Annotated in this window: 7 protein-coding genes; 6 read left to right on the top strand and 1 reads right to left on the bottom strand. The window is 42.1% G+C overall.

What is annotated here, in order from left to right:
- Window positions 1-17 precede the first annotated feature (17 nt).
- On the bottom strand, window positions 18-3,161 hold the full coding sequence (locus tag BN8908_RS15220) for a SusC/RagA family TonB-linked outer membrane protein (RefSeq protein ID WP_021987859.1): 3,144 nt from the start codon (window positions 3,159-3,161) through the stop codon (window positions 18-20).
- 700 nt (window positions 3,162-3,861) lie between these two features.
- On the opposite strand from BN8908_RS15220, the gene BN8908_RS15215 reads away from it, so the two are divergent.
- From BN8908_RS15215 to BN8908_RS15190, 6 genes are all read left to right on the top strand, one after another.
- Entirely contained in the window at window positions 3,862-6,987 is a 3,126-nt protein-coding gene (locus BN8908_RS15215; RefSeq protein WP_235837447.1) for a SusC/RagA family TonB-linked outer membrane protein, read from the top strand.
- A gap of 18 nt (window positions 6,988-7,005) precedes the next feature.
- Complete coding sequence (locus tag BN8908_RS15210; RefSeq protein ID WP_392389382.1) at window positions 7,006-8,772, top strand: RagB/SusD family nutrient uptake outer membrane protein; 1,767 nt, start codon at window positions 7,006-7,008, stop codon at window positions 8,770-8,772.
- A 486-nt stretch (window positions 8,773-9,258) separates the two neighbouring features.
- Window positions 9,259-12,339, top strand: coding sequence for a SusC/RagA family TonB-linked outer membrane protein (locus BN8908_RS15205; RefSeq protein WP_392389381.1), 3,081 nt, complete (start codon window positions 9,259-9,261; stop codon window positions 12,337-12,339).
- A gap of 12 nt (window positions 12,340-12,351) precedes the next feature.
- Entirely contained in the window at window positions 12,352-14,205 is a 1,854-nt protein-coding gene (locus BN8908_RS15200) for a RagB/SusD family nutrient uptake outer membrane protein (protein WP_068691485.1), read from the top strand.
- A 118-nt stretch (window positions 14,206-14,323) separates the two neighbouring features.
- Complete coding sequence (locus BN8908_RS15195; protein ID WP_021987853.1) at window positions 14,324-15,292, top strand: DUF4959 domain-containing protein; 969 nt, start codon at window positions 14,324-14,326, stop codon at window positions 15,290-15,292.
- Window positions 15,293-15,469: 177 nt separating this feature from the next.
- Window positions 15,470-18,226 carry a M60 family metallopeptidase gene (locus BN8908_RS15190; RefSeq protein ID WP_021987852.1) on the top strand — a complete coding sequence of 919 codons (2,757 nt, stop codon included), beginning with the start codon at window positions 15,470-15,472 and terminating at the stop codon, window positions 18,224-18,226.
- Window positions 18,227-18,277: the final 51 nt, after the last annotated feature.

The following is an 18,277-nucleotide window of genomic DNA, read 5'->3' as shown; positions in this document are numbered from 1 at the left end:
ATATCCTCATTTAAAGATTACAAATTAATATTTACCCCAACGGTGAATACCCGGGATATGGGGTATTTAGCTCCGTTAGAAGAGTACAACTCCGGATCCCATAGTTTAAACTTACTGAATGTAAGCAGATTCTGTCCGGACACATAGAACCGCAATGACGTAATAAAGGTTTTATCTAAAATTCGTTTCGGCATGGAATAACCGATTTCCATATTTTTCAGTCGCAGGAAAGAACCGTCTCTCATACGCCAGGTGGAGTTTCGGTTATTATTCGGACTATTATCAGCCGACATACGCGGATAGCGGGCATTCGGATTCGGATTCTCTGCCGTCCAACGGTGTTTGTACACATCTTCATTGATAGCAGCACGTCCCAGGTTACCGGAACTAAATCCATACATGGCATCTCCGCCGATAAAGAATGAAGTATGGCTTACTCCCTGGAAAAATACATTCAGGTCAAAACCTTTCCAGGCAGCCGTTGCACCGAAACCATAGTTAATCTCCGGCAGGGAAGGATAACCGATGGCCACCTCGTCGTTAGCATCAATCTTACCGTCGCCATCAATATCCTGGTATTTGATATCTCCAACCCTCACTGTTCCGTAAGTTTGTGTCGGGCTATTATCGATTTCTTCCTGACTTTGGAACAACCCTAAAGCTTTAAGTCCAAAGCTTTGTCCATAAGGCTTACCGATCCGGTTCTGGTATTTGTGCTTCCAATCCGGTTCGTCATTATCTATAATTTCACTTCTGGCATAGGTAAAGTTACCTCTGGCTGTCAATTGAACCTCACCGATTTGTTGTTCGTATTCAATGGTACCGTCAAAACCCTGATTATTCATCTTACCGACATTCACCCAAGGCATTGTACTCAAACCGACAATTCCGGGAAGAGCTGAACGCTGCATAAAGATTCCGCTACGTTCTTCTTTGAAATAATCGCCCTGGATTTTTACAGCATTGAAGAAAGAAATCTCAAAACCGACATTCAGTTTTTTAGCTTCCTCCCAACCCACATTCGGGTTAGCTACTTCTCCCATACGAATTCCGTTTCCTCCCATATTACCGGTAGATCCCCAAGTATAACCCGGCAGATTATTACCGTTAGCATCCTTATATTGTATTGTAGCTTCATAAATAAAACGACGTCCTCCGCCAATCTGATCATTACCTACAATACCGTAAGAACCTTTCAGTTTCAACATATCGATGATATGGGTAACCGGCTGGAAAAATTTTTCGTTAGACACCATCCATCCCAAAGCAAATGCAGGAAATACACCGAAACGTTTACCCGGACTGAAATTTTCAGAACCGTTATATCCGACATTTCCTTCGATAAAATAACGATCGTCGAAAGAATAGGTCAAACGTCCGGCAATACCCATATTTTTATAAGGCAAACTACTCAACATATTACCGGATGCGGTATAAGTTTTCTTCTTCTGATTATATAAAAACAACGCCCCAACCCGGTGTTTTCCGAATACCCGGTCATAGGTTAAAGAAGCTTCCAGATAAGTCGTTTTATAACCGCCTACCGTGTTGGTATACGTCAAAGATTCCGAACCTTTGTAAATTTCCTGATAATTCAATGTACCGTCTTCGTTCCGGCCAGTAGCGAAATATTGATTCACTTCTTTGGAACGTACCTCTTTATTATTGTGATAAGCATCCCAGGAAAGTTTAATATTAGCTTTCAAACCCGGAGTTACAATTTCACTGAAATCCTGTGTCAATCCGACCAAAGACTGTGCAGAGTTCCAATATTCTTCCGTATAACCGGATTGTGTCAATAAGTTATAAGGATTGTAACCGGAACTTCCGCCTGGAGCTGAAAATGTTCCATCCGAATAACGAACCGGGAAAGCATTGGGAGAAGTCATAAAAGCATATCCCCAAATATCGTCCAAACTGGCACCAGGACTGAATTTCTTCTCATACACGTTGGCCAAATTCACATTCAATATGGTACTTTGCGTCAGATTGATATCCAGGTTGGCTCTAAAGTTAATTTTATTGTAATTGATAGAAGAAGTATAATCATTCGATTTATCTTCTTTAAAAATAGACCCTTCGTTATAATAAGAACCGGCTACGTAATAACGGGCGATGCTACCACCACCGGAAACATTCGCATTTACCCGTTGGTTGGAAGCGAAATTTTTATACAAAGCATCAATCCAGTTTACATTCGGATAAAGGTCCGGATCACTGCCGTCCCGATACTTCTGAATCGTCTCGTCTGAATAATATTTACGCCCTATCGCTTCGTTATACAATTGAGCCCATTGTACGGCATCTACCATCTTCGGCATTTTATTCGGACCGGTCAATCCGGCTTCTGCACGCACATTGATACGGGGCTTACCGTCAGAACCTTTCCGGGTAGTTACCAGGATAACACCGTTAGCACCGCGCACACCGTACACAGCCGTTGCCGTAGCATCCTTCAATATGGAAAAAGTAGCAATATCTTCAGGGTCTACCAGGTCAAGATCACGTTCGATTCCATCGACCAAAACCAACGGCCGCTGACTGTCCGAATTAAAGGTACTGATACCCCGGATATAAAAATTAGAACCTTTTCCCGGTTCTCCGGAACGTTGTACGGAAACAACACCGGCCAACTGACCGGCCAGCGTATTGGACACCGAACTTCCCGGTACTTTCAATTTATCGACTTCCACCGAAGAAATCGCACCGATCACACTCTCCTTCTTCTGGGTACCGTAAGCAACCACAACGGCCTCTTCCAGTTTCTCCGAATCGGGTACCATTGTCACATCGATTGTTGACTGATTACCGATTACAATTTCCTGTGTTTTATAACCGATAAAAGAAATCACCAAAATCTGATAATTTCCTTCGTAGGTTAAAGTATATTCTCCGTTGATGTCTGTTGCAACACCGACGGTAGATTCCTTCAACCAGACGTTAGCACCGACAATCGTTTCTCCTTTTTCATCGAACACTTTTCCTTTGATTGTTTTTTTCTGAGCCTGTTGGGCAGTAACTTCCTCCGTCAGACCCGAAGGCTGTGTTTTTCGCAACGTCGTCCGCTCGTTATTCCGGGCAAAAACCGCAACCGTTGTGAAAAAGCAAAGCAGCAATACTACCGCTTTTCTACATTTGTTTGCTTTTAAACATTTGTTCATAACATAACTGTGTTTGATTAATACTGTTACTTTTTAGATGGTAAACACATCCGCCTATTCCACACCGAATTAGACTGATTAGAACTGTTTTATTAAATAATAACTTTGGTTTTCTATCTATATAATTGATAACAAGCAAATTAACCCAAAATCGATACCTGCTTACCAGGCATGTAAGGGTATTTAGTCTGTCAATCAACAGATAATCAGTAACATATCAATGCGTGAAAAAAGTAGTATATTCAAAAAATATAAGTTGTAGATTTTTAGATTATTGATCGGAAAAAAAGAAATACAGATATGCTTACCAGGCTAAACTCTATTTATGAAGATTTAAAATATTTATAATCAAATACATATGCAAATGTTAATGTACTGTTAAATTTGTGTCGATAATGTTATAAAAAAGCTATTTTTTAACGAAACGAATTTTTTTTTCATCTCAACATAGTTAAAAATTAATGAAAGATTTTGTATTAATATTAATTTGTTTACATTTGTCCCTGATTTTTGCATTAAAATAATGTTATGCAAACGTTTTTTGTGTGAAAAGCATGCGAAGTAAGGAATTTTAACACGATTGTGAAAATTAAAGATAATTTACATTGCAAGCAAAAAAATATAAAAATTGGATACATGCCTGGTAAGCATGTAATAATATAGTTAATTAACTGATATTATGAATTTAACACTAAAATGTATGAGAAAAAACAGTGTATTTAAAGCTCTCAAAGCGGTTTTTTTGTCCTTAGGGATTATCACCGCGATGAATTTGGCCTTTGTAACACAAGCGTCTGCTGAAAATTTAAAAACAGAAGCTTTCCAACAGGAAAAAGTAACCATTACAGGAACAGTTTCCGATAATGCGGGAACTTTACCGGGTGTAACCATTCTGATAAAGGGTACATCCGAAGGAACCAGTACTGATATCGACGGTAATTATACCTTAATCGTTGACAAAGGTGCAGTTTTACAATTTTCCTTTGTGGGATATAAAACAAAGGAAATCGTAGTGAATAAACAAGCGGTAATCAATGTCACTTTGGAAGCTGATCAACAACAGTTAGATGAAGTTGTGGTTGTCGGTTACGGTACACAGAAAAAAGTAAATCTGACCGGATCAATTGCTGCCGTAGGACAGGAAGAATTAAAAGATCGTATCAACACAGACGTATTGAAAGCCATACAAGGAACGGTTCCGGGGGTAACGATTATTTCCCGTCCGGGTTCCGATGCCGCAATCAATTTTCGGGGACGTGGTAATTTAGGATCATCGACACCTTTATATGTTATTGACGGAGCAATTGCCGATGCTGAATTTTTTTCCAGTTTGGATCCGGCAACTATTGAAAGTATTTCTTTTTTGAAAGATGCCGCTTCTTCCGCCATCTACGGTTCGCGTGCTGCTTATGGAGTTGTATTGGTAAAAACCAAAGGAGGCAAGAAAGGAGAAATGAAAATAACTTACAACGGGTATATGGGTTTTAAAATTCCGACCTATAAGCCGGAAGTTGTCAGTTCGGGTCAATATGCAGAATTATATAACGAGGCCATTTACAATGACAACCCGAACAATAAACCTCAATATACAGAAGATCAGATCAAGAAATTTTACGATGGTTCAGAACCGGATTTATATCCCAATACCAATTGGTATGACATGGTGTTGAATGATATGGGAATCACCACGCAACATCAGTTGAATTTCAATGGCGGTAGTGATAATATTCGTTATTTTGTGGGTATGGGATATGTATATGATGAAAAACTGACTCCCGGTGTTCATGATGACCGTTTCAACTTGTCAGGAAATATCAGTGCCGATATTAAACCTTGGCTGACATTAAATACCAATGTAAAATACATTTATAAGCAATATAAAAGAAATACGGGTAGTGTTGCCCTGATGACTTGTTTAACTATTCCGGTCACCTATGTCGCCAAGCAATCGACTGGAGAATGGGGATCGATGCTGGGAGGCGAACAGGCTCCGGCGGAATATATCAAGAAAAACCCCTTGCGTAATTTGGAAGACGGAGGATGGCAGGAACAACACCGGAAAAATACATTAATTGATCTGGGATTTGATATCAAACCTGTAAAAGGGTTGGTATTAACTACACAGTTCGTGTATAAAGGCTGGGACTACCGTAACAAGTCTTACAGTGCTTCCTGGGATGAAGTACCGAACTTCAAGACGGGCAAAATGATCAGCGGTAGCGGTAAAGACGAAAGCAAAATGGAGTATGACTGGCAAAACAGCAGCCGTTTGCTTTATAACGGTCTGGCTAAATACAATTGGAACAATGACAACCATGACCTGGGAGTATTAGCAGGTGTTTCTTACGAACACTATAAATGGAACAAAAGCTATTCCTGGCGTAAAGGCTTTCCGAACAATTCAATGGAAGACATGAACGGCGGATCGAATGCAGACGAAAACACATATGCAGAAGGCGGATCAAATGAAAACAAAATGCTGTCTTACTTCGGCCGTATCAATTATTCACTATTCGGTAAATATCTGTTGGAAGCGAATTTGCGTGCGGATGCTTCATCCCGCTTTCACAAAGACGAGCGTTGGGGTATTTTCCCTTCGTTCTCTGCCGGTTGGAGAATCAGTCAGGAAAATTTCATGAGTCAGGTAAAATGGGTAGATAATTTAAAATTAAGAGCTTCCTGGGGACAATTAGGCAATATCAATAATGTAGGTGATTACGATTATTTACCGACATACGGAATGGGAAACAATTACAATTTTGAAAACCAAATTGTAAACGGTATGATTGAAATGAAACCGGCCAACCGGAGCTTGTCCTGGGAAACCGTAACAATCACGGATATCGGTGTTGATTTCGATATTTTCGGTGGTAAGTTAAGCTTGGTTGCTGATTGGTATTTGAAAAAAACCAAAGACATTCTGTTAGGTTATAACGTACCGGTAGAAGTCGGCATCAGTTCGGACTACAAACCGTCGCAGAATTTAGGGGAAGTAGAAAATAAAGGTATTGAATTTGCCGTTACTCATAGAAATACGATCGGAGATTTCTCTTATTCAGTAGGATTCAATTTCTCCAAAAACTGGAATAAGGTAACCAATTTGGGTGATTCTGATCCGATATATGAAGATCCCTGGATTAAAAAAGTAGGTAAACCTATTGGAACTTATTATGGATATAAAACAGCAGGTCTGTTGACACAGGACGATATCGACAAAGGCAATTATATTACGAACGGAATTACACCCCGTGCCGGTGACATCAAATACGTTGATGTGCACAAAGACGGAGTATTAAGCGGAGAGGACCGGACATTTATCGGTTGTGATGTACCGGACATTACTTATGGTGCCAATATCAATTTGAGATATAAAAACATTGAATTGAGTGTCATGGGACAAGGTGTTTCCGGAACCAAAGTGAAATTCTCTGAAGAGCAGGCCTGGGCTTTCTTTGAAGATGCCAGTCCCCGGAAATGGCATTTGAATCGTTGGACGGAAGCCAATCCTAATCCTAACGCGAATTATCCGAGAATATACTTGAAAGGGAATACGCATCAGAATTACAATCAATTATTTTCTGATTTCTGGTTGTTTGATTCCGACTATTTCCGCATCAAAAATATCACGTTGGGGTATTCTTTCCCCAAAGCCTGGATGAACAAATGTTTCCTGGATAGTGCAAAAATATTTTTTACAGCGGAAAATCCTTTTACGATACGTGCGGATCACCGTATGAAAGACTTTGATCCGGAAGCTTCGTCCGGACGCGGAGTCGGAGCACTGGGATTGAGAACCTTTGCCTTTGGTATTAATGTGTCATTTTAATCAATGAAATCGGAAGTTATGAATAAGATGAAATTAAATATAAAAAGCTTGCTTTTAAGTGCCTTATTGAGTACAACAATAGCAGGATGTGTGGACTTGGATGTAAATCCACCCGCCGCAATCGGACCTGATGCGTTCTGGAGAACGGAAAAAGACGCTTGGTATGGATTGAATGCTTGTTATGCCTGGATGCCGGGTTGCGATGTCTTTCAGGATGCTTATGCCGATAATGCTTTTAATCACCACGGGCATGAAAGTAACGGTCAGAATATTCAAACAGCAGCGATGAACCCATCGAATGATATGGGATATGGCTATACGGATGTCCGTGCTTTCAATGTGTTTATCAACAACGTAGACAATTGTGATATGCCGGCTGATTTGAAAAGACGGATGAAAGCAGAAGCCCGCTTTTTAAGAGCAAATTCCTACGTAAGCATGAATCTGTTTTTTGGGAAAGCCTCTATCATTACCGATGTAATGGCTTATGATGCACCTAACATCAGGCGCAATAGTGAGGAAGAAGTCCGGAAATTTGTGATGGAAGAATTAGATTCAATTATTAAAATTCTGCCCCCAAGTTATTCCGGAGGTTATTTAAATGAAAAAGGACGGATTACCAAATGGGCAGCTTTGGCCTTAAAAGCAAGGGCTGCGCTGTATTGGAAAGATTATCCGACAGCAGAAGCTGCTGCCTATGAGATTATAAGAGACGGTGGTTTTTCTCTGTTTAAAGTGTCTTCTTTGACAGAAGCACAACAAAAAGAAGCGGCAGAATTAGAACAATACATCGACTTTGCAGCAATGGGTATTGATAAAGATGCTTTTATAAAAGGGGTTTTCAGCTATGAAGGAATATGGCATACTGAAAATGCATCTCCGGATAATCCTGAATATATCCTGACTCGTCAGTACATGAGTGGGAATCCGGACTACGGTGATTTTTTAAGATATACCCAATTACGTCCCGATCAAATGAAAGGCGGTTGGGCTTCAGTAGAACCAATCCAAAGCCTGGTCGATGCTTATTGGGATGCAACGGGAAAAATCAAACCGACTCCTTTGACTCCGCAGGAAAGAGCATCACGTTTCGAAGACATCCTCGACATACGCAATGGGTACGAATCAGCTTCAGCTTTTGTAGAGGCTAAAATCGGAGAATTTAAAAATTATTCGTACAATCAGGAGTTCAGAAACCGGGATAGTCGTTTATATGCCTCGATTCTTTTCCCTTTCAAAGGGTGGTATGAAACAGATATGGGGACAGACTTCGTGTATGAATGGGCTCATAGCAATAATGACCCAAAAGGCGGATATATTTTTAGAAAAATGATGCCGTTAGCTTCAAATACGATGATTTGGGGAAGTAACTATGTCGGAGAAGGTGACTATCCGGTGTATCGCTACGCTGAAATCCTTTTGATTTTTGCAGAAGCCCGTGTACATAATACCGGTTGGGATGCTCAGGTAGAAGCAGCATTGAATGAAATCCGCGATCGTTGCGGCATGCCTCATGTCGTAGCTCATGCCGGAGAAGATGCGCTCGAATTTATACGAAATGAAAGACGGATCGAACTGGCCGGAGAAGGACATCGTTATTTCGATATTCGGCGTTATGGTAAAGAGTATGCCCGAAAATGTATGTCAATGACCATGAATTCGATCGACAATAATTATCACTTTGAAATGAGCTGGGACGACAAGTTAATGTTAATGCCTATTCCCCAAACGGCAATAGACCTGAATCCCTTATTAAAGGACGATCAAAATCCAGGATATTATTAATTGTCGTCATAAATGACACTGAAAAGCGGAGTATCAACTCCGCTTTTTTATTGCCCGGTTAAAATTGCTTTTAACCGGGATTTTTTATACAACACCATAAACTTCCGTTCAAATTTTTTATATCAATTTATATTAAAATTTCCCAACCTATGTTTCGGTTTATTTTCATCCAGCCAGGTTTATATTAATGATTATCAGACTGTTGGCTTGTTGTCAAATATACCATGCCTGGTAAGCAGGTATCATTTTCAAACTAAAACACAAATTATCAAACTATTACAATTAAATCACCCTAAAAAAAGGGGGGGATAAACGAAAGAATTTATTCACACAAACAATATAATCATTATCAAAAACAGAAATTGGAAAGAAGTTGTTAGGTGCTATTCATTAATTAACATTTTAAGTCACATTATGAAATTACCAAATTTAATCTCGAAGCCCTCACACCGTTTCGCTGTTCTTAGCAAAATAAGTGTGTGTTGTTTGCTTTTCCTCCTTTCGGGAATAGCGGCAAATGCTCAGACACAGAAAGTAAGGGGTATCGTTCAGGACTCCAAAGGAGAGTCGATCCCCGGTGTTTCGGTCGTAGTTAAAGACAATCCGACCCTCGGTGCAGCAACAGACCTGGACGGTCTTTTTGAATTGGATGTACCCATCGATGCTACCTTAAAAATTTCTTTTGTCGGAATGAAGACACAGGAAGTAAAAGTAGGCGGCCAAAAATTCTTGACCATTGTTTTGTATGAAGATTCAGAAGCATTGGAAGAAGTTGTCGTTGTCGGTTACGGTACACAGAAGAAAGAGTCGGTGGTCGGTTCTGTACAAACGATCCAGCCTTCCGAACTGAAGGTTCCTTCCGCTAATTTATCTACCAGTTTTGCCGGACGTATGGCAGGTGTAATTGCCGTACAACGTAGCGGTGAACCGGGAGCTGACGGTGCTAATTTCTGGATCCGGGGTATCTCTACATTCGGTGGCTCTACAACACCTTTGATTGTCGTAGACGGAGTTGAAGTTTCCACCGGCGACCTGAATGCCATCGATCCGGAAGTCATCGAAAGCTTTTCTATCCTGAAAGACGCTACCGCAACAGCTCTTTACGGTTCCCGAGGAGCTAACGGTGTCATGATTGTAACGACGAAATCCGGTCGTGACCTGGATAAACCGATCATTAATTTCCGTGTCGAAACTTCATTTGCAACTCCGACCAAAATTCCGAAATTCGTAAGCGGGAGCAGATACATGCAAATGTACAACGAAGCCGTAACAAACCGGAATACCGGTGAGGTGCTTTATTCCGATGATAAAATTGCCGGTACCCTGGAAGGACGTGATTCTTATGTTTATCCCAATGTCAATTGGTATAACGAAATGTTCAAAGACCTGGCAATCAATGAAAAAGTCAATTTCAACATCCGGGGCGGTAGCAAACGCCTGGACTATTTCATGAGCGTTTCAGTCGATCACGAAACCGGTATGATCAAAGACCGTTGTAAAGATTACGGTTTTTCATTCGATAATAACATCGACATCTGGCGTTACGTATTCCAAAACAACCTGAATGTAAACGTATCTCCGACAACGAAAATATCATTGAAATTAAATACTCAATTGCGCGACTATCACGGTCCGAATGCAAATACAAACGACATCTTCGGCATCGTTATGGAAGCGAATCCGGTAGATTTCCCGATTACATTCCCGAATGATCCGACGGTAGACCATATTCGCTGGGGAGGTAGAAGCGGAGGACGTTACAATTCAGGTATCCGTAACCCCATGGCGATGATGACCAGCGGCTACAAGGACAATTTCCAAAGTACCGTATTGGCAACCCTTGCTGTTGATCAAAAGTTAGACTTTGTAACCAAAGGGTTAAAAGCCAGTGCTATGATTTCCTTTAAAAACTGGTCTTCGACCACCTCCTACCGTGGAGCCGGTTATAACCAATACCAGATTAAAAACTACTGGAAAAATACAGACGGCACCTATGATTATGATCTGGAAATGGTCGGCACGGAACAGAATACGACCTTAGAATACGGCTGGGGAACCAGCGGAGATCGCAAATGGTATATTCAGGGGATGGTCAACTACGACCGGACTTTCGGAGGAGTACACAATGTTTCCGGTATGATCCTTTACAATCAGGAAGAATACAACACCAATGCACCCGATACATTTATCAACTCCCTTCCCAAAAGGAAACAAGGTATTGCGGGACGTGCTACTTATGCGTTCGACAACCGCTACCTGGTGGAATTCAACTTCGGTTACAACGGTTCCGAGAATTTTGCCAAAGGCCATCGTTTCGGTTTCTTCCCTTCGGTTGCATTGGGCTATGTAATCAGTGAAGAAAGTTTCTGGAACCCCAAAGTAATTTCTCACCTGAAATTAAGAGGTTCCTACGGTAAAGTGGGTAACGACCAAACCTATGACGATGCGGGTAACCCTGTGCGCTTTATGTATCAATCTCAGGTCAATTTATACGGTGCGGGATATGCTACCGGTTACGACGGAGGCTATGCATTATCCGGTCCGGTATACAGCCGCTACGGCAACAAAGACATCACCTGGGAAACAGGATATAAAACCAATATCGGAGTCGACATCCAATTATTCGGAAAAGTAAACCTGGTTCTCGATGTATTCCGGGAAAACCGGGAAGGTATCTTTATGAAGCTGCAAACCGTTCCGACCTTCTTGGGAACAGGAAATACGGACATTTACGGTAACCTGGGTAAAGTAAATAATGAAGGTCTTGATTTTTCTATCGACTATCAGCATGCATTTGCCAACGGTCTTTCAATGCAATTAAAAGGTACGTTCACATACGCACACAATACCGTAAAAGTATACAACGAGGCTCCCTATAAGCAATATCCGAACTTATCCAGAGTCGGACATTCGATAAACAGTCTGCGGGGATATGTTGCCGACCGTTTATTTATCGACGATGCAGAAGTTGCCCGCAGCCCGAAACAATTGATTTCTGGAAATGTACGCGGCGGTGACATCAAATACATCGACCAGGCTGATGCAAACGGAAGATATGACAACCAGATTACCAGTAACGACCAACAATTTATGGGAAATCCCTCTATTCCGGAAATTGTTTACGGTTTCGGACCTTCTTTCCAATACAAAGGATTCGATTTCTCATTTTTCTTCCAGGGAGTTGCCAAAACCTCTTTCTTTATGTCGGGCTTCCATCCGTTCGGAACTTCAGACAGCCGGAACGTGCTCAAATTCGTTGCCGACGATTACTGGAGCGAAAACAACCAGAATATCTATGCCAAATATCCGCGTTTAAGTAAACAGGAACACGCCAACAATACGGTAAACTCCAACTATTGGTTACGTAACGGTAATTTCCTTAAACTGAAAAGTGTCGAAATCGGATATACTTACAAATCAATGCGTATTTATGCCAGCGGCAACAACCTGTTGACATTTTCCAAATTTAAACATTGGGATCCTGAAATGGGAGGCGGTTCCGGATTGAAATATCCGACACAACGGGTGTTCAACGTCGGTTTCCAGATGACTATTAATAACAAATAAAGAGATTGACCTATGAAATCTATTAAATTCATTATCATATTATCGGTTCTGTTCTCTTTCGGCGCCTGTAATTATCTGGACATTATGCCGGATGAAGTTGCTACCGAAGAGGATGCATTCGAGAACTCCAAAGCAGCCGAACGTTATTTATATTCGTGCTACTCCTACATCCCGAAACTCAATTCCGGAGTTGAAAGTTTAGACTTTATGACGGCCGACGAAGTAATTACAGCCTTTGACCACGAAACATTTGCCAACTTTCCGAAGGGCAACTATACAGCCAGTAATCCGGTTATTTCCTATTGGGACAAACTGTATTTAGGCATTCGCCAATGTTACCTGTTATTGGAGAACATCGACGGAGTACCCCGCATGACAGCAGAAAACCTGAAATCCTACAAAGCCGAAGCTAAATTCTTGATTGCTTATTATCACCATCTGCTGATGAAATGTTACGGTCCGACCACTTTGATGGAACGGAATTATGCCATTACCTCCAGTGCCAGTGAATGGCCGGAACGTGCTACTTACGACAGATGCGTGGAATGGGTAGACAGCATGTACCTCGAAGCAGCCAAAGATCTGCCTCCCCTGCGTTACAGTACAGCCTACGGACGGGCAACCAGTGTTGCGGCTAAGGCATTACGTTCCAGACTGCGTTTGTATGCAGCATCTCCTTTATTTAACGGAGACCAGAGAGGCTTTTACGCCAATTTGAAAAACTCTAAAGGGGAAAATCTGATCAGCCAGACGTACGACGGTAAGAAATGGGAAGCAGCAGCAAAAGCGGCAAAAGAAGCCATCGATTGGGCCGAAGGAGAAGGATACATACTGTATGAAGATGCATCCAGCACCAGTGTATATCAAAAACCGACGGATCACACCGAGCGCAGTCTGCGTCTGAATTTCATCAATGCACAGAATTCCAACGAAGTATTATGGGCCGATACCCGGATGGAAGGCTATTACGATTTACAAAACAAATCAACCCCCTGGTATACAGAGGCTGAAGCCAGTTTTAACGGCATATGTCCCACATTACGGATGGTCGAATATTTCTATACCGAAAACGGACTCCCGATCGACCAGGATAAAAACTACGATTACAACAACCGTTACGGTTACAAAGAATATCATATCACGAACAAAGTAGACGGTGTAACGATGAACCTGAATGTCAGCCGGGAACCCCGATTCTATTCCTGGATTTCTTTCCACAACGGATATTATGAAATCGCCCGTGCCGAAGGGGGACAGATGATCACTCAATATCGCTCACAAGACAATTGCGGTATACAGGGACGTCCCAACAACTATTCTCCCGGTGGTTATCTGAATAAAAAAGGAGTATCTCCGGCTTACAGCAATACATCATTAGCCATTCCGACAGGTTATCCCTGGCCGGTTATCCGTTTGGCCGAGCTGTATTTGAACTATGCCGAGGCATTGATCGAACAACCCAATCCGGATCTTGCTACCGCCCGTATTTATATCGACAAAGTACGCAACCGGGCAGGTCTGGATAAAATCGAGGTATCCTGGGCTGCGGATAAAATCAACAGTAACGGTTGGAATTACAATACTGTGGACGGTATGCGTGAAATTGTACGCCGTGAACGTACCATCGAGCTATATCTGGAAAATCAACGTTTCTGGGATCTGCGCCGTTGGGGTATTGCCGACCAATTCCTGAATGAAAGTCCCAAAGGACTGAATGTTTCAGAATCGACAGATGCCGGCTTCTTCCAGGTAAAAACATTATCTTTTGCGCGTAACTTTGAAATTCCGGCTCATTTCCTGATGCCGATTCCGAGTACCGAAATCGACAAAGTAGAAGGTGTAATCGTACAGAATCCGGGATATTAATAGTCGGTACGGGTTGATAACAACTCTTATCGCAAAAGCAGAATCAAAATCTAAAATTTAATGAGTCATAGACTTAATTAAAAGTTGGAACAAACAAATAACAGAAATACAGGATATTATGAAAAAACTGTTTATAATTTCATTACTCGCTTGTGTTTTCGGCTTCTACAGTTGTTCGGACGATGATACCTCCATCCCGACACCCTCGGAAATCGCAAACATAGAAGCAGTTCCGGGAGCGGGCTCCGTAACGCTCTACTGGGACTTACCTGCCGATACAAACTTAATGTATGTCAAGGTAACTTACGTCAATCCGGAATCAAAAGAACATTTTGCCAAACTGATAAGTCGGTATAACGATTCGTTGGTTATCGACAACCTGTTGAAAAGATACGGAAATATAACTTACACGCTGCAAACGTTCAATGAAAAAGAAACGGCAGGTACGGTTTACACGGTAGATGCACAATCCGATGCAGCATCGAAAATAGCCGTATTAAACGGAAACTCAGAAGCTGTAAACTTAACCATAGACCAATTATTTACCAATGCCCAGGAATCCAGCGAAGGAGCTTTGACAAATCTGCTCGACGGAGTTGTTGCCAGTAACAACTTTTTCCATTCTTCCTGGAGCGGCGGATGCATAGACAAAAACGGAGGTTATTTTTACGATCCGGGACAGCCGCATTATCTGGTGATTGACCTGGGTAAAGAAGTATATGGTTGTAACTTCGCCTATGCCACCCGTAATGCCGGTGACGTACCCCTGAACTTCGACGTATACGGCAGTATATCTTTCGACTACTCGAATTGGTTAAGCAGCGATCCAACCGGGGCTACCTGGGGAAGCATAAATACGGATTATTCGCCCGAATCGGAAAATGCCGTAAAAATTACAAGCTTAAGTAATATGGTATCGACGGCAACGACATGGTACACTTCTCCCAACTTTATTTCGCAAACACCTTTCCGGTACTTGTGGCTTGTCCATACCGGAAGAGCCTTTTTTGCCATATCGGAAATTAAAGCGACCATATTGGGAGCCGATATTTACGATCCGGAAACCGGGGAAACAACTGCACTGTAATTTCTATTCGGTTTAAAATTTAAATACAGGAACAGGGGTGTACCGGGGAAATTTTCCCGACACTCCTGTTCTTTTTAAAATCAAAATCCATTGGCTGCATCTAAACAAATTAAAAATTTGAATTATATTTTTAATTCGATACACACAACCTGTAATTTTTATTTATCCTTTTGCCTTATGAAGCAATTTCTATTCATCATTTTCGCACTCGCTCTATTTGCCTGTAAAGACGATAAAGTAGACAAAGAACCTTATTTCGAAATAAAATGGACCTCCGATACGGTCAGATTCAATACCGGAGGAGGTAACACCGTTATTCCGGTATCTACCAATCAGGATATAGAACTGGAATATACGGCCGAATGGTTTACCGCAACCTGGAATGCCAAACAAAACAACATTTATATCACAACCGAAACGAATAAAAACAGTGATCCGAACACAGACCAACTGATCATACATGCCGGAACCTTTCAAAAAACATTACGGATTATCCAATTGGGACAGACTCCGGCCTTAATCCCGGAACAAACTTCCTACCGCGTTTCGGAAGATACGTCGACACTTTACATACCCGTAACGGCCAATGTACCTTTCACCACAGAGATCACATTCGAAGATAACGAGGAAGAAGAATGGCTGACTTCCATCGAACGCCGGGATACTCTTACAAACGGAAACATCCGTTTGGCTTTCCACGTTACGGCCTATACAGCCCTGACACCCCGGGAGGCCATTATAACCCTCAATGGAGAAAAAAACCAGAATGCGGTTATCACTGTGACACAATCCGCTTTAGACAGCGTATATTCTCCCTCTGATCCGGAAGACATCGGATCGGATCTAAAAATAACGGTCAACGCGGGAAAAGCTTCCAGCTTCCAACCCGGAGAAGAAATAGAACGAAGCTTCGACGGCAACACATCAACCCTCTACCATTCGGCTTATGACAACTCAAAACCAAACTATTTCCCAATCGATTTGGAGTATTTCTTCACCGACGCAGAACAAATAGATTACCTGATTTATTACCCGCGCAGCGACGGCAGTAAAAACGGTCCGATAAAAGAATTCCGGCTTTACATTAAAACCGAAGGAGACACAGACTATAAACCTTATCAGGGGACATTCGATTTTAACGGTAAAGGTTCACCGAGCCGCATTACGTTCACCGAGCCGCTTATCCATCCCCGGGCTATCAAATTTCAAGTATTATCGGGAGACGGCGACGGTAACGGATTCGTATCCTGTGCCGAAATGGAGTTTTATCGAAAAAATCCGAACAATTCCATTACCGATATTTTCACCGACGCTTCCTGCTCGGAGTTGAAAGCCGGAGTTACTTATGAACAAATTTGTACGATGGAAAACGAATTCTACCGGAACATTGCCAAATATATGTTTGCCGGAGAATACCCGAAAGAATTCCGTATCGCCAGCTATAAACCTTATCCCTATCCCAGCCAGGATGAAGATTTAAAAACCAATACATTTACCTTACTCGATAATCCGACGGGAATCTCGGTCAAATCCGGTGAAGAACTGGTCGTCCTGGTCGGAGACACCCACGGCAGCGATCTTTCCGTCCGGGTAATCGACTGGAACAACGGATACGGATCGAGTTCCGACTACATGCTTACCGAAGGAGCCAACAAACTGAAAATGAATAAAAGCGGATTGGTATATTTGATGTATCACAACAACGGTACCCAACCGGTAAACGTGCACTTCGCTACCGGTAAAGTAAACGGTTTCTTCGATGCCACCCGCCATTCCGACACAGATTACAGAACACTGATAAACAATGCGCAGGACAAACATTTTGACGTTTTGGGTAAATACACCCACATGTGTTTTCCGGTAAGCAAATTCCGCTCGGCCTGTCCTGAAAAAGGACAACGTCTGGTTGAACTTTACGATTCGCTCGTACTATTAGAACATCAATTACTCGGATTATACAAATACAACCGGATACAAAAAAACCGCATTTCTTTCGTCGTCGACTATGAGGAAAGTACTTATATGTATGCTACAAATTTCCGGACAGCCTATGCACCGGGAACTCTCGACGAAATTTTGAATCCTGCGAAATTCAGAAGTACGGCCATCTGGGGACCGGCCCATGAAGTAGGCCACGTACATCAAACCGGTATCGGGATGAAATGGATCGGCATGACGGAAGTGACAAACAACATCATGTCCCTGCACGTACAAACGACATTCGGCAACAGGTCCCGGCAGATTGAAGACGACCGGTATGCAACCGGTTTCAGAACCCTGTTATGCCACGATTATCCTTTCTGTACATCTGACGGTGACGGAGGAAACGACGTATTCGTACAATTGATCCCATTCTGGCAATTGCAATTATACAATGCAAAGGTATTAGGAAAAAGCGGATTTTATCCCGACATGTACGAACAGGTACGGATAGACGAAGCCGCAATTACACCGACAGACGGTGAAGCTCAAATTAACTTCGTCAAAATGGCTTGCCAAAAATCGGGATACAACCTATTGAAATTTTTTGAGCGTTGGGGCTTTCTGACACCGGTCGATAAAACCATCGACGACTATGCGCAACGGCAACTGACCGTGACGCCGGAAATGATCGACCGGGTGAAAGCGGAAATCGAAGCCATGAATCTGAAAACGCCACTGGCCATCGAATACCTGCGTGATGATAACATCGCTTTATACAAAAATCCTCAACCCGTTAAAACAGGTACCGCCTCCCTAAACGGTTCTACCATTACCTTAACAGGTTGGAGTAATATCGTCGCTTACGAGATTTACAATACCAGCACCAACGGAGACCGTTATCTCGACCAGATACTTCTTCCTTCCGGACAATTGAAATTAAATCTTATCAACGACAAAACCGAAGTTTATGCCATAGCAGCTGATGGTAAGCAAACCGCAGTCAGTTGGTAAACCGAATAACAGGAGCCGGAATAATTAAAAACAATTCCGGTTCCTGTCTTA

Origin of the sequence: Culturomica massiliensis (assembly GCF_900091655.1) — a bacterium.
Classification (GTDB): Bacteria; Bacteroidota; Bacteroidia; order Bacteroidales; family Marinifilaceae; genus Culturomica; species Culturomica massiliensis.
Note: the sequence above shows the minus strand (reverse complement) of the source record. Positions and strands in the feature narration are given on the sequence as shown.

Excerpts from the sequence above, each read along its gene's own strand:
- BN8908_RS15195 (WP_021987853.1), top strand. The coding sequence starts at position 14,324 with ATGAAAAAACTGTTTATAATTTCATTACTCGCTTGTGTTTTCGGCTTC.
- BN8908_RS15200 (WP_068691485.1), top strand. The coding sequence starts at position 12,352 with ATGAAATCTATTAAATTCATTATCATATTATCGGTTCTGTTCTCTTTC.
- BN8908_RS15215 (WP_235837447.1), top strand. The coding sequence starts at position 3,862 with ATGAGAAAAAACAGTGTATTTAAAGCTCTCAAAGCGGTTTTTTTGTCC.
- BN8908_RS15220 (WP_021987859.1), bottom strand. The coding sequence starts at position 3,161 with ATGAACAAATGTTTAAAAGCAAACAAATGTAGAAAAGCGGTAGTATTG.
- BN8908_RS15190 (WP_021987852.1), top strand. The coding sequence starts at position 15,470 with ATGAAGCAATTTCTATTCATCATTTTCGCACTCGCTCTATTTGCCTGT.
- BN8908_RS15210 (WP_392389382.1), top strand. The coding sequence starts at position 7,006 with ATGAATAAGATGAAATTAAATATAAAAAGCTTGCTTTTAAGTGCCTTA.